Here is a 17,245-nt window from a genome sequence, read left to right as displayed (position 1 = left end):
AAAGAGGAAAAATGACATTAGAATTCGGAAGCAAAACAGACCTTGGAAAAGTTCGCAAGAATAACGAAGATAATTTTACTGTAGACCCTGCTATAGGCCTTTTTGTTGTAGCTGACGGTATGGGCGGGCATAACTCAGGAGAAGTCGCAAGCAAGATCGCTACGGACCTTATAAAAAATAATTTAAACCAATTAATGCGCAAAAAAACCGATCAAACCGGATACTCAAAACACTTGCTTTCAAGTTTACAGCTTGCCAATCAAGCCATCTATGAAGCAAGCCAAAATTATAAACAAAATCAGGGAATGGGAACTACGGTGGTAGCGGTATTATCGCATGATAAAATGTATACGCTCGGCTGGGTCGGAGATTCCAGGATATATCTGGTCAGGCATAAGAACATTCAACAGTTAACTACAGACCATTCTCTGGTACAGGAACAAATAAGCAAAGGTTTGATAAAACCCGAACAGGCCGAATTTTCCGAATATAAGAACATACTCACCCGGGCTTTGGGAATAGCTGAAAAAGTTGAGGCAGACGTTATAGAAAAACCTTCATTAAAAGACGATTATTTAATCCTTTGCACGGACGGCTTGACAAGAGCGGTAAGCGATGCAAAAATACTTGAAGTAGTGATGACGATAAAAGACCCTCAGGCGATTTGCGATAAATTGGTTGATCTGGCGAATGAAAATGGAGGTAAAGACAATTGTACCGTAGTAGTTGTGTATAATAAACAAGAGAATTTTTTTAACAGGTTATTAAAATCAGTTGCTAAGACCAATTAAATGAGGTTATAACCATGCCAAAATTTCTGCTAAAGTTCCATGCAGCGGTAATAAAAGAAATACCGATCGAAAAAACTCCTATGACCATCGGCCGGAAACCGGACAACGATGTCGTCATCGACAATATGGCTGTTTCAGGCCATCATGCGCGTATAACCATGCAGGGAAACATGTACGTTATCGAAGATACTCAAAGCACAAACGGAACTTTTCTAAATGACAAAAAAATATTAAACTCAGCACTTAAGAACAATGACCAGATATTGATAGGGCAGCATACGCTTGTATTTATTAATCCGGAAGAACAGCCGAGAGTAGTTGATTCCGAAGCTACAGTTATTATGACGCCGGACCTGCAGCAAAAAATCTTACAGCAGGAAGCCAATAAAGCCGCTGCCGCACAGCCTGCAGCTCCGGCCGCTCCGCCAGCTTCCAGTGCTGCGTCAAAGCCCTCTGCCAAGCCCGACGGAAAGACCGGCATTCTTAGAGTCATTGAGGGTAAAGCAGAACAGAATGAATATTCCCTGACAAATCTTTTGACCTATATTGGAAAATCCTCTACAGCGGCTATTAAAATAAAAGGGATGTTTGCACCTGATATCGCAGCCTTGATAAGCAAAAGGCCTGAAGGTTATTTGATAACCGCAGTTAAAGACGGGTATCCAAAACTAAACAGTAATACACTTTCAGGGCAAGCTGAACTCAAAGACGGCGATTTAATTGAAGTGGGCGGAATCAAATTTTTGTTTCAATTAAAAGACGTAAAATAGTATATTGAACCCAACGTATACTCTTGCCTTTAATTCACGGGATAAACAATCAAGCTTCTTGCTGCACGATTTATCCCGCAGTTTTTAAGACCACCCTATTAATGCGGGATGGATGAAGGGGCGGGGCTCAATTTTTTCAAATTCTTATTGACAAATCATATAAAATAGTTTAAAATATAATAGTTATTTGTAGAACCAAGGAGGTTTTGATAACCGGAATTTTAAGAATGCGAACATATCTAATTTCTCTATTATCTCTAATATTAATAACTTTAACACCAACCTCTAACGCTCAGCTATCTGCACCAGTCCAAGAGCGTGATCTAGAATTAACTCGCAGAGAATCAGCCATTTCTGAAAGATTGCAAACACAGCTTGAGCAAGTATTAAGCAGTTATTATAAAAAGGACTCTTTTGTTGTTGGAATAAAAGCTTTTTTAGAAAGAATACCTGTTCAGGATACTTCTGCACCTGCCCAGAACAAGAGCGAAAAGGAAGAACTGGAGTTACCCGGTCTTCCGATACCCCCTTCTTCAGTAAACAACCAGGAAACAGATAACCTTGCAATGGAAAAATGGACATTCTCCGATAAATTTAAGATAAAATATATGGAAATTTCAATACTATTAGACGAAAAAATATTTTCTAATAATGATGTAAATTTCGTAAGAACCGTAACCGAAACACGGATTGGCTTGGATGAATCTCGGGGCGATATGATCAATGTAAAAGCAATACCGTTCCCGCCTCCTTCAAATGCTTTTGATGTTTTTAAAGAAAAAGAAAAGGATAAAGCTCAGCAGCAAGCACAACAGGACCAGCAAAATAAGATCTTTCCAAAAGAAGTTTACCCTTATCTATATATTGGCGGAATTTTTATAGCTGTGTTGGTTTTCGTAATAATAATTTTATTGGGGTTAAGCATTATACGCGCTAGAGGCCAGCATGAAAGGTATCCGTACGGATATCTTCCACCCGTTCCCGGGATGTCCGGCCTGGGGCAGAACCAACCAATACCGCCTGGAATAACACAGCCGGCAGCCAAACCAGTTTTAGAATCATCCACCCCTGACCAAAAAGGACAGTCAATACAATTGCAGGATGAGAACAAAGACATATTTTATGAACTCAGGCAATTAATGGTAACCACTCTTGTCGGGAACCCGAAACTTGCAAGTGAGATATTTAAAAAATGGGCCGCTACCGAACAGGACAATGGCATATTTCAGATCACGGGTTTCTTGAAAGCGACCGATCCGAGCCTAATTGATATATTACAGGAATATTTAGGAAGCGAAATCTCTTCAAAAGTAAAATTTGCAATGAATCAAATGACTTCTGTTGACAAAGAATCTATTATCGAGACATTAAAAAGATTCAGAGAAGAATTTCAGAAAGAACAATCGATCCAATCGCAAAAAGCTTCCGGCGAAGACATGTTCGAGTTTTTAAAGAATATGTCTGCAGAGCAAGTATACCATGTAATAAAAGACGAGCCGGTCGGCATAATGGCTATCGCTCTTGCTCAAGTCTCCCCTGAAAAAGCTAACGCTGTTTTTAAGGAGTTGCCCATAGAACACCAGTCAAAAATACCGGTCGAAATAGGAAAATTGAAAAAGATACCGGCAACCTCCTACAGAGATATCGCAGATAAACTTTCCAAAAAAGCGATAGAAGTGGAAAGAATAAGATACGTCGCTACCGATGGTGTAGATACTCTCGGGAATTTCCTTGAAAATACAACACCCGAAAAAGAACAGGAGATCTTGGCATCTATCGCTCTACACGACATAAAACTTGCCGAAGAATTGCGCAAAGTCTACATTACTTTTGATGAGATATCAAAGATACCCGACAAAAACCTTGCTGAAATATTAAGAAGCTTCGAAAGAGAAGTTATGACCAGGGCCTTAATAGATTCGAGCGAAGACTTAAAAGAAAAATTCCTGAATAATCTGCCTCAAAGAATGAAATTGATGATAACGGACGAAGTGAAGGCTTTTGAAGAATCAGGTGAAATACCTATAGATGAAGTCCAGAAAGCAAGGCGTGCCATAACCCAAAAAATACGTGAAATGGCAAAAAGCGGGCTTGTGGACTTAAAAAAACTACAAACTTAGGTGATTAAATGAATAAATTTAGAAGCATTTTTGCTTTGATTTTTGTTGTAAATCTTTTAATACCGAATTTTATCTTTGCAGCTGAAAAAAAAAGTGTACGTGATATTTCCGATGATAAACTCATCGAAATGCTTGATTCATGCCTTAAAAGCCTTCCGGACAAGATAGCACAGCTGGACCCAAAAGTCAGAAGGATAGTCTTTTTTTCTCTTAAAGTCGACAGGAGCAATATCCCCTTGCCTCTTTTCAGGCAAATGTATGGGAATATTGAAGCTGCTCTTTTAAAGGTGCAAAGGCCTATCCTGGTATATGCTCCTGAAATAAAACCTATCAAGGTTGTGTCAAGCGAAGACAGTATAACCCTCGTTTCCGGGTTTCAAAGCACAGAAGAAATAAAAGATATAGCTTCTAAATTGAGACTAGACGGTTACCTGGAAGGCGAGTTATATGTTACACATAAGACACTTTATTTGAACTTAAGGATATTTGAAACAGATAATATGGCGATTGTCTGGAGCCAGGAATTAACCAGCGTTACTCAAACTGTTTCGCTTGAAAAAAAATTGACCGGTGTAGATTATGGTATAGGTACAGCAGGTATCCCCGTTGGCCAGACAAGTTCAAGCAGCAACCTTACAGTCCCAAGTTATGCCAATTATTACACAGTAGACCTAAGGATTTCACAAAAGACGATTACAGGCGATTCAGTAAGGTATACTTTAGCAGGCGGAGCCTTATATCTATATGACGGTATCTCGGGTAATGATTTAGATCCCACTATAGTAACAAATGGGTCTATTGCATTCTTTACCCGAATAGGGGCCAGGATTTCAATAATTCCTGTGAAGTCTGTACAAGGAAGAGATTATATAGCTGCTGAAATAAATTATGGCAGGCTTTTTGGTATGGGAGCTTCGGGCGTAAATACTTTCGGCATTAAAATAGAGTCCGATATAACGAAAAATATCACCGTAGGTGCAGGCATCAACTATATCCCAATAACTGACGTTACGGTTAATAAAACTAATAGCATCGTGAAAGTCGGAGGATTATCATATGAAATATCCCTCTTACGGTTTAATTATAAGCCTTAGTATTTTTCTTTTTTTTGCTTACCCCGCATACACACAAGAAAAATCAGATGAAAACCTGCTTCCACCTATCCCTTTTTCATCCGTACAAGATGCTCAAGATGATACGATGCCTGTTCAAAGCACCAGCCCGGAGCAGGAGCCCGTGGTTCCTATTAATGATTTAAAACAAACTACCCCTAATGGCAAACCTGCTAATAACGACGTAAAACAACCCGCTGCTAATGGGACAAAACAAACTGCTCCTATCGGCACAAAACAAACTGCTCCTAACGATTTAAAACAACCTATTCCTAGTGATTCAAAACAAACTCCTAATGATTTAAAACAAATAACAGATGACTTATCAAAACAGATCAATGCCATTAATATAAAACTCAGTATCAGCAGTACAACTTTCGCTAGTCAATTAAATGAAATTAAACAAAAACAAGACAGTGCTTTAATGGACATTGACTCGATCAAAAAACAATCAATAAAAAACCAATATGAAGACTTAAAAAGCACTACCTCATATGACAATCAGATCTCTTACCTGAAAAAAGAACAGGAAGACATAATGTCAATGCTGATAAAATTAAATGAGAACCAGGAACAATTAAGAGATAAAGTAGCGGATCTATCAGGAAGTTTTGACAAGTTCGAGTTAACTAAAAATTTTTCAACAGGAGCCTCTACTTCAACTAAAAAACCCGGGCTTGTACCTTCCAAGGCTTCTATTGAAGAATATTCCGGACAACAGTATGTTAAATTGAAATTGTTACAAGACGGGCAAGAGGTAGAATTATATCTGGACCCTACTTATGTCGACATGAACCTTGCTTTGCCAAAAACCAAAAAAACCGAAAAACCGGTGCAAACAGATTCAAAAAAAGATAATACGAACATAGATAAAATCATGCAGTACCTTTCTCAATTCATGGACAAAAAATCCACTACTACTTCACAAGCGCAAACAACAGCATCCGCTTTTCAAAATCCACAAACACCTTCTACATCGAATACATATAATACGGCTAACCCGCAATCGGATGCCGGGGCTCCTGAAACAGTTCAAACTCAAAATGACAATGTCCAAGCAAAAAATGTGGACAATCCAATAATTGCTGATACCCAGACCTTAGATGATCTCCTTAAAGCACAAAAGTTTTTTTATGAAAAAAAATATAATGCCGCCCTGAATTCAGTTCAAAGGTCACTTGCCAAGCAGGAAACAGCCCTAGCTTACGCTATTGAAGGGTCTATATATTTCACCATGGGCGATACTGACCTTGCAGTTAGTTCCTGGGAATCAGCTCTACGAATTAACCCCAATATGTCAGAAGTAAGAAAAGCACTTTTTAAATATAAAAGATAATCTGCAAATCGACAGGAGACAGAAGCAATGCCAACTACTCTCATAGGAATTGTAGTAGGATTTTCGGTGATGGTGATTGCCATAATCGAAGTTACCCAGCAAAATGCTGCCAAAGTCATGGGGGTACAGGAGATGTATTTGAGCATCCCTGCTTTTCTCATCGTTATGGGCGGAACAGTAGCTGCAACGCTTATAGCACATCCTCTTTCCCACCTGGTACGCGGTTTTTATGCGTTCTTTGTAGTATTTATCCGGAAAGAATATAATTTTGTAGACGCTATCGAAGAGATATGTGATGCCAGCGCTAGGTATACAAAAAACAGCATTCAAGGGCTTGAAGAAAAATTAACAACTTATAAAAATGACGACCTTTTAAAAGACGGGATGACAATGCTTGTGAACGGCTACAAGACGGAAGAAGTCTATGAATACCTTGAAACAAATATTCAAAGGAAGTATGACCGTGAAATGATAGATTTTTATGTATTTAGGACCATGGGCAAAACAGCTCCGGCATTCGGCATGGTAGGGACTTTGGTGGGCCTTATATTTATGATGAGGGTATTAAGCGAGAATCCAGAAAAAATGGGCCCATTTTTATCTGTAGCATTGACTGCCACTCTTTATGGTGTAGTTTTTGCGAATATGATATTTAACCCGATGGCCAACAAACTCTTATTTCACGCTGAATATAATTTCAGGATAGGAAGAATGCAGATTGAAGGTTTGATGTACATCTTAAAGAAACAACACCCGATTTACATAAAAGATAAACTATCTGTATATATGCCTCCGAGCCAGAGAAAACAACTGTATAAGAAACTTGAAACCAAATAAACACCTACCTAACAATTAAACTATATGAAATTACCTGAAATAAAAAAAACCAGTGAACAAGAAGATGACCAGCCATGGCTGATTTCCTATGCCGACATGGTAACACTTTTATTGGCTTTTTTTATAGTTATGGTGTCAATGTCAACCCTTGATAAGAATAAATTTGAAATGATGACCGAGTATTTTTCTAAAAAGGACAGGATGACTTTAAAGCAGTTAGAATTAAAAATAAAAGATTTTATTGTGCATGAAAATATGCAGGTCCAGATCGATGCAAAACTTACGGCAAACGGGGTGGAGGTTAATTTCAAGGATAAGCTGCTCTTTGATGTTGGGAAAGCCGATGTTAAACCACAAGCTTTTGATGTCCTTTCAAAAATATCCGCGCTTTTAAGCACAGGGGATATCGCAAGAAGGAAAATAGTCGTGCAGGGACATACCGACAGCCTTCCTATTAAAAGCGATGTATACCCCTCAAACTGGGAACTATCAAGTGCCCGGGCAGCAAAAGTCGTGAAATTTTTCATCGCTCACAGCCTGGATTCAAGAAGGTTTGAATCCGTAGGCTATGCCGACACCAAACCGTTAATACAGGAAACCGAAAAGTCTAAGGGTCATCCTGAAAACCGGAGAGTAGTTGTGGTTATCAGTCCTGATTCATTCTTAGTTGAAGAAATGCGAAAAGAGATTTCTGTTAGTGACCTGAAGAAAAATCCTGCTGCAGTACAACAAACGAAATAGAACCTTTCATACCTAAAATACCTTTCTGAACCTTATCATTTATTTTTTTCCGCTTATATAGCCCTTAAATTTGTTTAAGTATTCTTTCTCTGGGACATTGTCATTACAGTATTCTTTTGCAAGCCGAAGTTCTTCCTCGGCCATTTTAACATCTTTCTTTAAATAGTAAATATAGCTTGACAGAAAATGCACCGAGGTTTCTTTAGGATATTTATTTTTTGCAATACTCATGAATTCCAAGGCTTTATCAAGATCATTGTCATTTAAATTTGAGATACAAAGATAAATATATGCTTCGGCTTTTTCAGGGTTTAAATTGATTGCCTGTATATATTTTTTATGAGATTCGGTTTTCATGTTTTTTAAACCATATAACCTGCCAAGGTCAATAAAATCCTGATAACTCCTGTTCTTTTCTTCAATCCTTAAGAGCAGCAGGACCGCAGAATCAATATCGCCGGCTTTTTCATAACAATAAGCTACCTGTCTGAATGCTTCTATATCCGGTTTTATTTTCAGCGCTTTATCGTAAAATAGGATAGCTTTAGTGTTAAAATCCATTTCCAGGTAAAGGTTAGCCAGGCCAAAATTTGCGTCAAAAGACCTTCTATTCTTATTTAATATCTCAATATATTGCATTTGTGCTAAATCATTTAGATCGCTTAGTTTGTAGACATTTGCCAGACAAAGCCTCCCTTCTTCTCTCTTAGGTTTTATTTCAATCGCTTCCTTATATGATTCTATGGCATCTGCATATTGTTTTTCCATCAACTGTGTATTGCCTATCAACACTAAAACTTCATAACTTATCTTTTTTTTGGGATATAGTCCAATTATGCTTTTATAAGCTTCGATAGCTTTCTTGCTGTCTTTGTTTGATTTATATAGATCTGCCAATTTTAAATATATCTCGATTTTTTTATTTTTATTTTTAGCATTGGCCAGGATAGAAATTAACCTTGACTCTGTATCAGAATCAACTGCGTTTAAAATAGAAGGGCTTAAAAACAATATTAACAAAACCAATGTTTTCTTCATGGTATCATCTAAACAGGTAATAAGCTGAAGTCTTTTTGATCAACATTTGTTTTAGAACAGCCACGGACTTGCGTGTTGCTGTAATACCTGCATCTATACATTCGTTAGAACAGCCGAGGTCAATGGCAGATACATCCCCTACGTCCGGTTGTATCACAATATCCGACATTCCCAGATTATCCTTATCCAATAACTTGCCTTGTATGTTTATTGACTGGGTTAATACCATAAACACATTCGATATCCTGTTTTTGCTAAAATTTCCTGATACCGCCACTGCAATAATAAAATCCGCGCCCAATAGCTTTGCCACATCAACAGGTATATTGTCTACAAGCCCGCCGTCCACAAGGTAACGATGCCTGTATTCTACAGGTTCGAAAACACCCGGCATCGTAGCACTCGCCCTGACACAGGGTACAATTTCCCCCTCCTTAAAGATAATGCGCTCACCGGTTATTATGTCTGTCGCTACACATGCAAATTTAATTTTTAACTCATCAAAACGAAGGTCACGAATGTTTTTCTTTAGGTATTTTTCCATTCTTTCGCTTGAAAGAAGCTGGTTAGTCAAAAGCAGGTTCACTAGAGCCGGCCCTGAAGCATTCACAAGGTCGTTCCATCCAACATTTTCCGACATTTTTTCAAATTGGTTAACGTCTAAGCCACTTGCATATAACGCTCCTATAAGAGCACCGACGCTAGTACCAGTAACAATATCTATAGGTACTTTTTCCTCTTCTAAGACCTTTAAGACACCTATATGGGCAAATCCTCTGGCACCGCCACCGCCTAAGACTAAAGCAACTTTTGGCCTATGGGGCGGCCTTAAGGCTATAACTCTGCTCCATAACAGATCCGTTAATATTTTTTCATTGTCCAGAGCGAAAGAATAACCAGGTAGAGAAATAAGGAGGAAAATAAGAATAACTGCGGAAAGTGTTTTATTTTTCACCCAGCCCTTCCTCCTAAATAAATATAGTTTTTCTGAGCTTTTAATTACATTTACACCCAAGTATTTTCTAACTCTAAACATTTTAGTAAGGGCTGGGTTCATTTTGGAAAGCGGAGTCCCTTCGGTAGGAGCCGCAGGCTCCTTTGATTGTATGACTTCCCGCTATGGCGGGATATTCATTTCCCCCGAAAGGAGTCGGGGGTCTTTCTATTAGGATATAGGTATTTTATTATTTCAATTCATTTAAAGATTTTCCGATCGCCCATTCTAGCCTTATATGGCTTTCGATCAGACTATTTGTCGTTTCAAAGCTTAATACAGTATTCTCAAGCCTCTTTTCAGGTTCAATTCCGGTATATTTTTGAGTATCTATATTTTGCATTTTTTCCTGCCAATAATTGTAGTCAAGATAAGACTGCCTTACCTGCAAACGGATCCGGTCTTCTAATTCAGAACGTTTTATCTTTCCTTCCCTTAATTGTAGCCTTCTCTGCTTTATCCTTGCCCAGGCAGCCCAGCCGTCAAAAATAGGGACATTCAAATTTATTACCGCACTCCAGTTTTTGTCGGCCAGAGGGAACTGATACCCCAGCCATTCATAGTTTGCGCCCAAAGTAATCGTTGGATAACGTTCAGATAAAGATAAATTCACATGCAGGCTGTCAATTGTTTCTTGGAATTGCGTCTGCCTGAGTTCCGGCCTATATTCAAGCCCCCAAGCCAAACATTTGCTTAGGTCATATTTTTCTTTAGGCAGTATAATTTCACCTTTAATCTCGGCTTCGGTATCAAGCTCCAATCCAAGAGCATCCAAAAACTTGAGTTTTGCCATTTCGTATTCATGTTTTATCTGGGTCATATCCATTTTTAATTTATTCTTTAAAGATTGATAATATTCTTTTTTATTTGGATTCTTTTCTTCAATAGTATGGATTTCTTGTAAAGTTTTATTAAAAACACCTATCTTTTCCTTTATGACCAAAACTTTGTAATATGCCAGTTTTATATCCCTGATTACTTCATTTTTCACGATTTCGTATCTGCTTTCAGTCTGAGACCTGTTTGCTTCTGCGACCCTTAAGCTTGTCGTATAACGGCCTCCAGCGTAAAGATACTGCCATAGCGAAAATCCTGTTACAAAATACTGGTCTTTGTTATTAACAGGCAAATAAAGCGAATTAAACGACGGAGATAGTACCGTAGGATTTGTATTATTGAACCGTGACATGCTGAAGTTATAATCAATCTTCGGAAAGTTAAGAGCCCTTGCCTCATTTACTACCTGCCTGGTTAGCTCAATATGCTCTTTTAACACAATGAGTTTTTGGCTGTTGTTTAGCCCTACGGACAGGCATTCCTTTAAATCCAGGATCCTTTCCGCATTTTGTGCAAATGAAGGCGTATTTATCAACATGAAAAACATACAGGTCTTGAATAAATATTTCATATTTTTTTTAATATTTTTCTTAAGGAGCTTATTTGATTTTTTACTGATGAACTGGAGGTTCCACCAATGGATTTTTTTAAGTTTATAGTATTTTCAGGCTTAAGTAAAGAATGGACATCATTGTTAAACAGTTTCGAAAATGTCTTGAGTTCATTTGCGGACAAATCTATTAAATCCTTATTTCTTTTAATGCAATAATTAACTAAATTCTTGATTATCCCGTGCGCTGTCCTGAACGGCATGCCTTTTCTTACCAGAAAATCTGCAAGTTCTGTCGCACACAGGAAACCTTTTTTTGCTGCCTCTGACATATTGCCCGGTTTTATTTCAAGGCCGGATACCATAGGAATCATGACATTAAGGCAATCCATAACCGTGTCAAAGGCATTGAACAAAATTGGTTTATCTTCCTGCATATCCCTGTTATATGCAAGCGGCAAGGCTTTCATAATTGTCAGTATCGCCATCAGGTCGCCGTATACCTTTCCTGTTTTTGCTCTGATTAATTCGGCTACATCAGGATTTCTTTTCTGGGGCATAATTGATGAACCTGTAGTAAAAGCGTCCGGTAATTTAATAAAATCGAATTCAGAACTTGACCAGATTATCAGTTCTTCAGATAACCTTGATAAATGAGTGGCTATAATGCTTAAATCGGATATAAACTCGATAATAAAATCCCTATCGCTTACCGCATCTATTGAATTTAGGCTTATTCCGTCGAAACTAAGCATCCTTGCAACATAATTCCTGTCAATATTAAAAGATGTCCCTGCCAAAGCAGCGCTTCCTAAAGGAAGGATGTTCACCCTTTTTAGACAGTCCTTGAGCCTTTCTTTATCCCTTTCAAACATCCAGGCATACGACAATATATGATGAGAAAAAAGGACTGGTTGTGCATGCTGCATATGTGTATAACCAGGCATTACAGCTTTTATATTCTTGGCTGCCTGTGCGGCTATCGATTTTTCCAGGTCAGACAATATATCGATTAAAACCCTTATTTCATTTCTTATATACATCCTTATATCAAGGGCCACCTGGTCATTTCTGCTTCTTGCAGTATGCATCTTCCCGCCGAGAACACCTATTCTCTTTATAAGTTCTTTTTCAACCGCATAATGGACATCTTCTTCTTTAAGTAATTTTTTACCCTTATTTATATCAATTAGAATAGAATTTAGGCCTTTTATGATCTTTTTTCCCTCTCCGGCAGGTATTATTTTTGACTTTACCAACATCCTCACGTGCGCTATAGATCCTATGACATCAAACACTGCGAGCCTTTGATCATAAGAAAAAGAAGAGACAAAATCCTGCACTGTCTTGGCTTTGTTATCCATTATCTGTTTCCCCTGTTTAGTAAAGCTTCAACTTTTATAGGCAGGCCGAACAGGTTTATGAACCCTTCGGCATCTTTTTGATTGTAAATATCATCTTTATTAAAAGTTGCAAGTTTTTCCCAATAAAGTGAATTTTGAGATTTTCTTCCGGCAACCGTTAGATTCCCTTTGTAAAGCTTTAATTTAACCGTACCTGAAACCTTTTTTTGCGTCCTTTCGATAAATGCATCAAAAGCTTCTCTTAAAGGGGTAAACCACTGCCCGTTATAGACTAACTCTGCATATTTTTCTGAAATCAAAGACTTATAATGAGATGTTTCCTTGTCAAGGCAGATCGATTCCAAATACCTGTGCGCTTCAAGAAGCACTGTAGCTGCAGGTGCTTCATAAACACCTCTTGACTTCATGCCGACCAACCTGTTCTCGACAATATCCACTCTTCCAACGCCGTTGGCGCCTGCTATTCTATTTAAAGTTTGGATAAGTTCAACTGCGCCGAGTTTCCTGCCGTTAACCGCAACAGGTATGCCTTTTATAAAATCAACTGTAATATATGCCGGTTTATTCGGCGCTTTTTGCGGAGATACGGTCAATTGGAACATTGTTTCATCATATTCCTTGTTCGGGTCTTCAAGTATCCCGCCTTCATAAGAAATATGCCAAAGGTTGGCGTCTGATGAATAAGGTTTTGCTTTAGTGACAGGAACCTGTATTCCGTGTTTTTTTGCGTAATCCATAGCATCATTTCTTGACCTTATGCTCCACTCTCTCCAGGGAGCTATTATTTTTACGTGCGGCATCAAGGCTTTAAATGCAAGTTCAAACCTTACCTGGTCATTTCCTTTACCGGTTGCACCGTGGCACACCGCATCTGCTTTTTCCTTTTTTGCTACTTCAACTACTTTTTCTGCAATAATAGGCCTTGCAAGCGAAGTCCCGAGCAAATATTTACCTTCATAAACAGCATTTGCCTTTAATGCCGGGTAAATATAGTCAGTAACAAACTCTTTCTTCGCATCTATTATATAAGCTTTGGAAGCACCGGTTTTCAGTGCTTTTTCTTTTAACGGCTTTATTTCCTTACCCTGGCCTACATCAACGGCACAGGCAATTACTTCCGCCTTATAAGTTTCTTGAAGCCATTTTAATATTACCGAAGTATCAAGGCCTCCGGAATAGGCTACAACTATCTTTTTAACATTAGACATATATTATCCTCTCATACATTTAGTTTACCAAAAATATCGTCTAAAATGCTAACCGCCTTATCCACATCAGTTTTATTTATTGTCAGCGGCGGCAAGAACCTTAGAACATTATCGTTGGTACAATTTATTATTAATCCCTTATCCTGGCAAGATTTTACTATATCTCTTCCGTTAAAAGCAAGTTCAAGCCCTATCATCAGCCCCAGTCCCCTGATTTCTTTAACAAAATCATACTTCTGCTTCAATTTAATTAACTTTTCAATGAAATACTTTCCGATATTCCTTGTATTAGACAATAGTCTTGGCGTAATTATATCAAGGACTTCAAGGGCAGCACTGCACGGAACAAGGTTCCCGCCGAAAGTAGAACCGTGGTCACCGTATGAAAATACAGATTCATACTTTTTGTTCACTACAGTAGCAGCGATTGGAAGCCCGCCTGCAAGGCTCTTAGCCAAAGTTATAACATCAGGGACTACACCGTAGTGTTTATAAGCAAATAATTCACCTGTTCTTCCGATTCCTGTTTGTATCTCGTCAAAGATAAGCATAAGACCGTGCTTTTTGCAAAGTTTCTTGAGCCCTTTAAGGAATTCCTTTGAAGCCGGGTATACTCCGCCTTCTCCCTGGACAGGTTCAATCAGTATCGCAGCGGTTTTTGAGTTAATAAGCTTTCTTACAGAACTCAGATCATTGAATTTCGCATATTTGAACCCGGGTACAAGCGGTTCAAAACCTTTATGGAACTTTACCTGGCCTGTTGCCGTAAGGGTGGCTATCGTCCTTCCATGAAAAGACCCGCTAAAAACTATTATCTCATTTTTCCCTCTAGGATTTCCCCACTTTCTTGCAAGTTTAATAGCACACTCGTTAGCCTCAGCTCCTGAATTAGAAAAGAAAACTTTGCCCGGGAATGTTTTTTTTGCAAGTTCCCTGGCGAGTTCTACATACGGCTGCGCATAATAATGGTTAGATACGTGTATCAGTTTTTCAGCCTGTTTTTTTATGGCATTAACCACCCTTGGATGGCAATGCCCGACATTGCACACGCTTATCCCTGCAAAGAAATCAAGGTATTTTTTTCCGTTGTAATCCCAAACATACTTATCTTTGCCTTTTATCAGATAAAGCTCGTGCCTTTTGTATGTTTGAAAAACGAATTCTTTTTCAAGTTTTATTATATGTTTCATTTTATTTTTCCTCATTTTGTTATCAATGTACCTTTAAGTTTTTTTATCCCTAAAACACCCGAAACGATCCATACTTGTTTTATCCCGCACCTTATAGAATCAAAACAAGCTTGGACTTTGGGTATCATCCCGCCTGTAACAACGTTACTTTTTATAAGGCCTTTAATATCTTTTGAGCGGATAGACCGGATAGTTTCATTGTTCCTATCTAGAATACCCTCTACATCAGTAAGAAGGATCAGTTTTTCCGCTTTCAGCGCCTTTGAAACAGCCATCGCTATGGAATCAGCATTGACATTTAAAGTCTCACCTTCTTCAGATATAGCCAATGATGAAATCACAGGTAAATATCCGTTTTTAAGAAGTATATTTAAAAGCCCTGTATTTACCTTCAACGGCTCGCCTACCAGCCCAAGTTTTTTATTTTTTTTTGCTATGCAGGTAAAACCGTCTTTGCATGATATACCAACGGCATTGACTTTTCTTTTAAGAAGCTCTGAAACTATTGTTTTATTGACCTTGCCGCTTAAAACCATTTCAACTACTTCCAGGGTCTTTTCATCCGTGTACCTTAAACCATTTATAAACTTCGTTTTTATATTAAGTTTATCAAGCCAGGCGTTTATTTCAGGCCCACCGCCATGAATAATAACATATTTACTTTTTTTTGACAAAACTGCAATGTCATCAAGGAACCTGTTCCAGGCTTTCCTATTTTTGCTCAGGCTTCCGCCGAATTTTATTACGTTTATTTTTTTTGCCATTTTATTACCCTGCTGCTTTTTCGTAAAATGATATTATTGTATCTCCGTATTTTTCATTCCTTACTTCTACAAGTGCTCCAATATTAGACACCATCTCTTTCTTATGATGCTGTGCTATGATTATCCCGCCCGGCATTAAAATACCTGCTTTTTCAATAGCTTCAAGCGTCGGGTTTACAAGCGAAAGAGGCACTTTATCTTTATCTTTGTAAGGCGGCCCCATATAGACAAGGTCGAATTTAGCCCTTAGCCATTCAAGCCCTTTTAACACATCAGATTGATACACATCCGAGACTGCGTCAAACTTCAAATTTTTTAAATTTTCCTTAATGAGATTAACACACTTGTTATCTGCATCGACAAAAACAGCGTGCCTGGCACCTCTCGAAATGGCCTCAATGCCTACTGCGCCTGTTCCTGCATACAGATCTAAAAAAGATGAATCGCATATCCTGGTTTTTAAAATATCGAAAACAGACTTTTTCATCCTGGCAAGGATGGGTCTTACTGACAAGTCATCTTTGAAAGTCTTTATTTTTCTTCCTCTTGCCGTACCTGCTATTATCCTTAGTTCGCTCATTTTCCCACTACCTGGACTATAACTTTTCTCGTACGCTTTCTGTTATCAAAATCAGCCAATATAATCTGCTGCCATGTGCCAAGCATCAGTTCCCCGCCTTTTAAGGAAAATGCTCTACTTGTACCTATTAAAGCCGATCTAATATGAGAAAATCCGTTCGCATCGCCCCATGTCTTGTCGTGGTGATATTCTTTACCTGAAGGAACGAGTTTCTCTAAAACTTCCTGCAAGTCCTTTACAAGCGCCGGCTCAAACTCTATAGTCGTGATAGCAGCCGTAGAGCCCACCACGGACACATTTACAAGCCCTTCTGCAATTTTGCTGTCTTTTATAACGCTTTCCACCGCTTCAGTTATGTTCAATACATCCCCGTTTCCCTTGGTAGAAAGCGTTATTTCATCAGTAAATATATCCAGCGGAACTCCTCCAGCACGCATAAAAAATTCAAGAGCAGCCAGTAAAATAGAAAGTAAATTACCAAACCATATACACTTTCTATTTACTTTCTACTCTTTTATTTTAACTCTGTTCTTAGTTCTTTCTCTATCTTTATCTCTCTATAAAAAGTGGAGCTGAACGGGCTTGAACCGTCGGCCTCTTCCTTGCCGAGGAAGCGCTCTCCCAGCTGAGCTACAGCCCCATGTTACGACTCAATAATGTTCGTTTAACATTTATCGACGGCAATTTCACTTCAAAACCAAAATACATGACAATTCCTGCAAACTCCTGAAACCTTAAAAAACGGCCCGTTTTTGCCCTAATGTCAGATTTTTATCAGATTTTTTTACAGATGGCTTTTTATGACTTTATCCTTAGAGCTATGCCAAAAGCTCAAGTTTATTTCACGTTTATTTAAAGAATTATATCAAAAATACCTTTAAAAAACAAATTTTAACTCTTTGGTGGTACAATTTATTTATTAAAAAGTTACCTTTTGTCCCAATTTGTATTCCGGAACTTGGGGTGTACCCTTACGTATGGACACTCAGTTAGTCAAATGCTGACAAGGTGTT

General features: G+C 38.3%; 16 protein-coding genes and 1 tRNA gene. 7 read left to right on the top strand and 10 right to left on the bottom strand.

The genetic code is table 11. The annotated features are described in order from the left end of the window. Window positions 1-11: 11 nt before the first annotated feature. The 7 genes from LHV68_12490 (at window position 12) to LHV68_12460 (ending at window position 7,707) form a co-directional block, all read left to right on the top strand. Window positions 12-791 carry a Stp1/IreP family PP2C-type Ser/Thr phosphatase gene (locus LHV68_12490; protein ID MCB4792687.1) on the top strand — a complete coding sequence of 260 codons (780 nt, stop codon included), beginning with the start codon at window positions 12-14 and terminating at the stop codon, window positions 789-791. Window positions 792-805: 14 nt separating this feature from the next. Further along, entirely contained in the window at window positions 806-1,561 is a 756-nt protein-coding gene (locus LHV68_12485; GenBank protein MCB4792686.1) for an FHA domain-containing protein, read from the top strand. A 227-nt stretch (window positions 1,562-1,788) separates the two neighbouring features. Continuing rightward, on the top strand, window positions 1,789-3,681 hold the full coding sequence (locus tag LHV68_12480; protein ID MCB4792685.1) for a hypothetical protein: 1,893 nt from the start codon (window positions 1,789-1,791) through the stop codon (window positions 3,679-3,681). 8 nt (window positions 3,682-3,689) lie between these two features. Continuing rightward, window positions 3,690-4,775, top strand: coding sequence for a hypothetical protein (locus LHV68_12475; GenBank protein MCB4792684.1), 1,086 nt, complete (start codon window positions 3,690-3,692; stop codon window positions 4,773-4,775). Continuing rightward, window positions 4,738-6,129, top strand: coding sequence for a hypothetical protein (locus LHV68_12470; protein MCB4792683.1), 1,392 nt, complete (start codon window positions 4,738-4,740; stop codon window positions 6,127-6,129). The genes LHV68_12475 and LHV68_12470 overlap by 38 nt, the downstream gene beginning before the upstream one ends. 27 nt (window positions 6,130-6,156) lie before the next feature. Further along, window positions 6,157-6,966, top strand: coding sequence for a MotA/TolQ/ExbB proton channel family protein (locus LHV68_12465; GenBank protein MCB4792682.1), 810 nt, complete (start codon window positions 6,157-6,159; stop codon window positions 6,964-6,966). A gap of 24 nt (window positions 6,967-6,990) precedes the next feature. Further along, window positions 6,991-7,707: an OmpA family protein gene (locus LHV68_12460; protein ID MCB4792681.1), complete on the top strand. Its 717-nt coding sequence runs from the start codon at window positions 6,991-6,993 to the stop codon at window positions 7,705-7,707. A gap of 39 nt (window positions 7,708-7,746) precedes the next feature. Here LHV68_12460 and LHV68_12455 read toward each other — a convergent pair whose 3' ends face one another. From LHV68_12455 to LHV68_12410, 10 genes are all read right to left on the bottom strand, one after another. Continuing rightward, complete coding sequence (locus LHV68_12455; GenBank protein MCB4792680.1) at window positions 7,747-8,745, bottom strand: tetratricopeptide repeat protein; 999 nt, start codon at window positions 8,743-8,745, stop codon at window positions 7,747-7,749. A 4-nt stretch (window positions 8,746-8,749) separates the two neighbouring features. Beyond that, on the bottom strand, window positions 8,750-9,700 hold the full coding sequence (locus LHV68_12450) for a patatin-like phospholipase family protein (GenBank protein MCB4792679.1): 951 nt from the start codon (window positions 9,698-9,700) through the stop codon (window positions 8,750-8,752). Between the two features lie 229 nt (window positions 9,701-9,929). Continuing rightward, a complete protein-coding gene (locus LHV68_12445; GenBank protein ID MCB4792678.1) occupies window positions 9,930-11,147 on the bottom strand; it encodes a TolC family protein in 1,218 nt (405 codons plus the stop codon). Then, window positions 11,144-12,490: an argininosuccinate lyase gene (gene argH / locus LHV68_12440; GenBank protein ID MCB4792677.1), complete on the bottom strand. Its 1,347-nt coding sequence runs from the start codon at window positions 12,488-12,490 to the stop codon at window positions 11,144-11,146. The genes LHV68_12445 and argH overlap by 4 nt, the downstream gene beginning before the upstream one ends. Next, window positions 12,490-13,698 (bottom strand): argininosuccinate synthase, encoded by a 1,209-nt coding sequence (locus tag LHV68_12435; GenBank protein ID MCB4792676.1) that lies wholly within the window; start codon window positions 13,696-13,698, stop codon window positions 12,490-12,492. Before LHV68_12435 ends, argH begins: the two co-directional genes overlap by 1 nt. 11 nt (window positions 13,699-13,709) lie before the next feature. Beyond that, window positions 13,710-14,888, bottom strand: coding sequence for an aspartate aminotransferase family protein (locus LHV68_12430; GenBank protein MCB4792675.1), 1,179 nt, complete (start codon window positions 14,886-14,888; stop codon window positions 13,710-13,712). Between the two features lie 11 nt (window positions 14,889-14,899). Beyond that, window positions 14,900-15,652: an acetylglutamate kinase gene (argB, locus tag LHV68_12425; GenBank protein ID MCB4792674.1), complete on the bottom strand. Its 753-nt coding sequence runs from the start codon at window positions 15,650-15,652 to the stop codon at window positions 14,900-14,902. Window positions 15,653-15,656: 4 nt separating this feature from the next. Then, on the bottom strand, window positions 15,657-16,232 hold the full coding sequence (gene rsmD, locus LHV68_12420) for a 16S rRNA (guanine(966)-N(2))-methyltransferase RsmD (protein MCB4792673.1): 576 nt from the start codon (window positions 16,230-16,232) through the stop codon (window positions 15,657-15,659). After that, window positions 16,229-16,669: a secondary thiamine-phosphate synthase enzyme YjbQ gene (locus LHV68_12415; protein ID MCB4792672.1), complete on the bottom strand. Its 441-nt coding sequence runs from the start codon at window positions 16,667-16,669 to the stop codon at window positions 16,229-16,231. The genes rsmD and LHV68_12415 overlap by 4 nt, the downstream gene beginning before the upstream one ends. Before the next feature lie 130 nt (window positions 16,670-16,799). Beyond that, window positions 16,800-16,872, bottom strand: a tRNA-Ala gene (locus LHV68_12410). Between the last annotated feature and the right edge of the window lie 373 nt (window positions 16,873-17,245).

The organism is Candidatus Liberimonas magnetica (assembly GCA_020523885.1).
Classification (GTDB): domain Bacteria; phylum Elusimicrobiota; class Endomicrobiia; order Endomicrobiales; family JAFGIL01; genus Liberimonas; species Liberimonas magnetica.
Note: the sequence above shows the minus strand (reverse complement) of the source record. Positions and strands in the feature narration are given on the sequence as shown.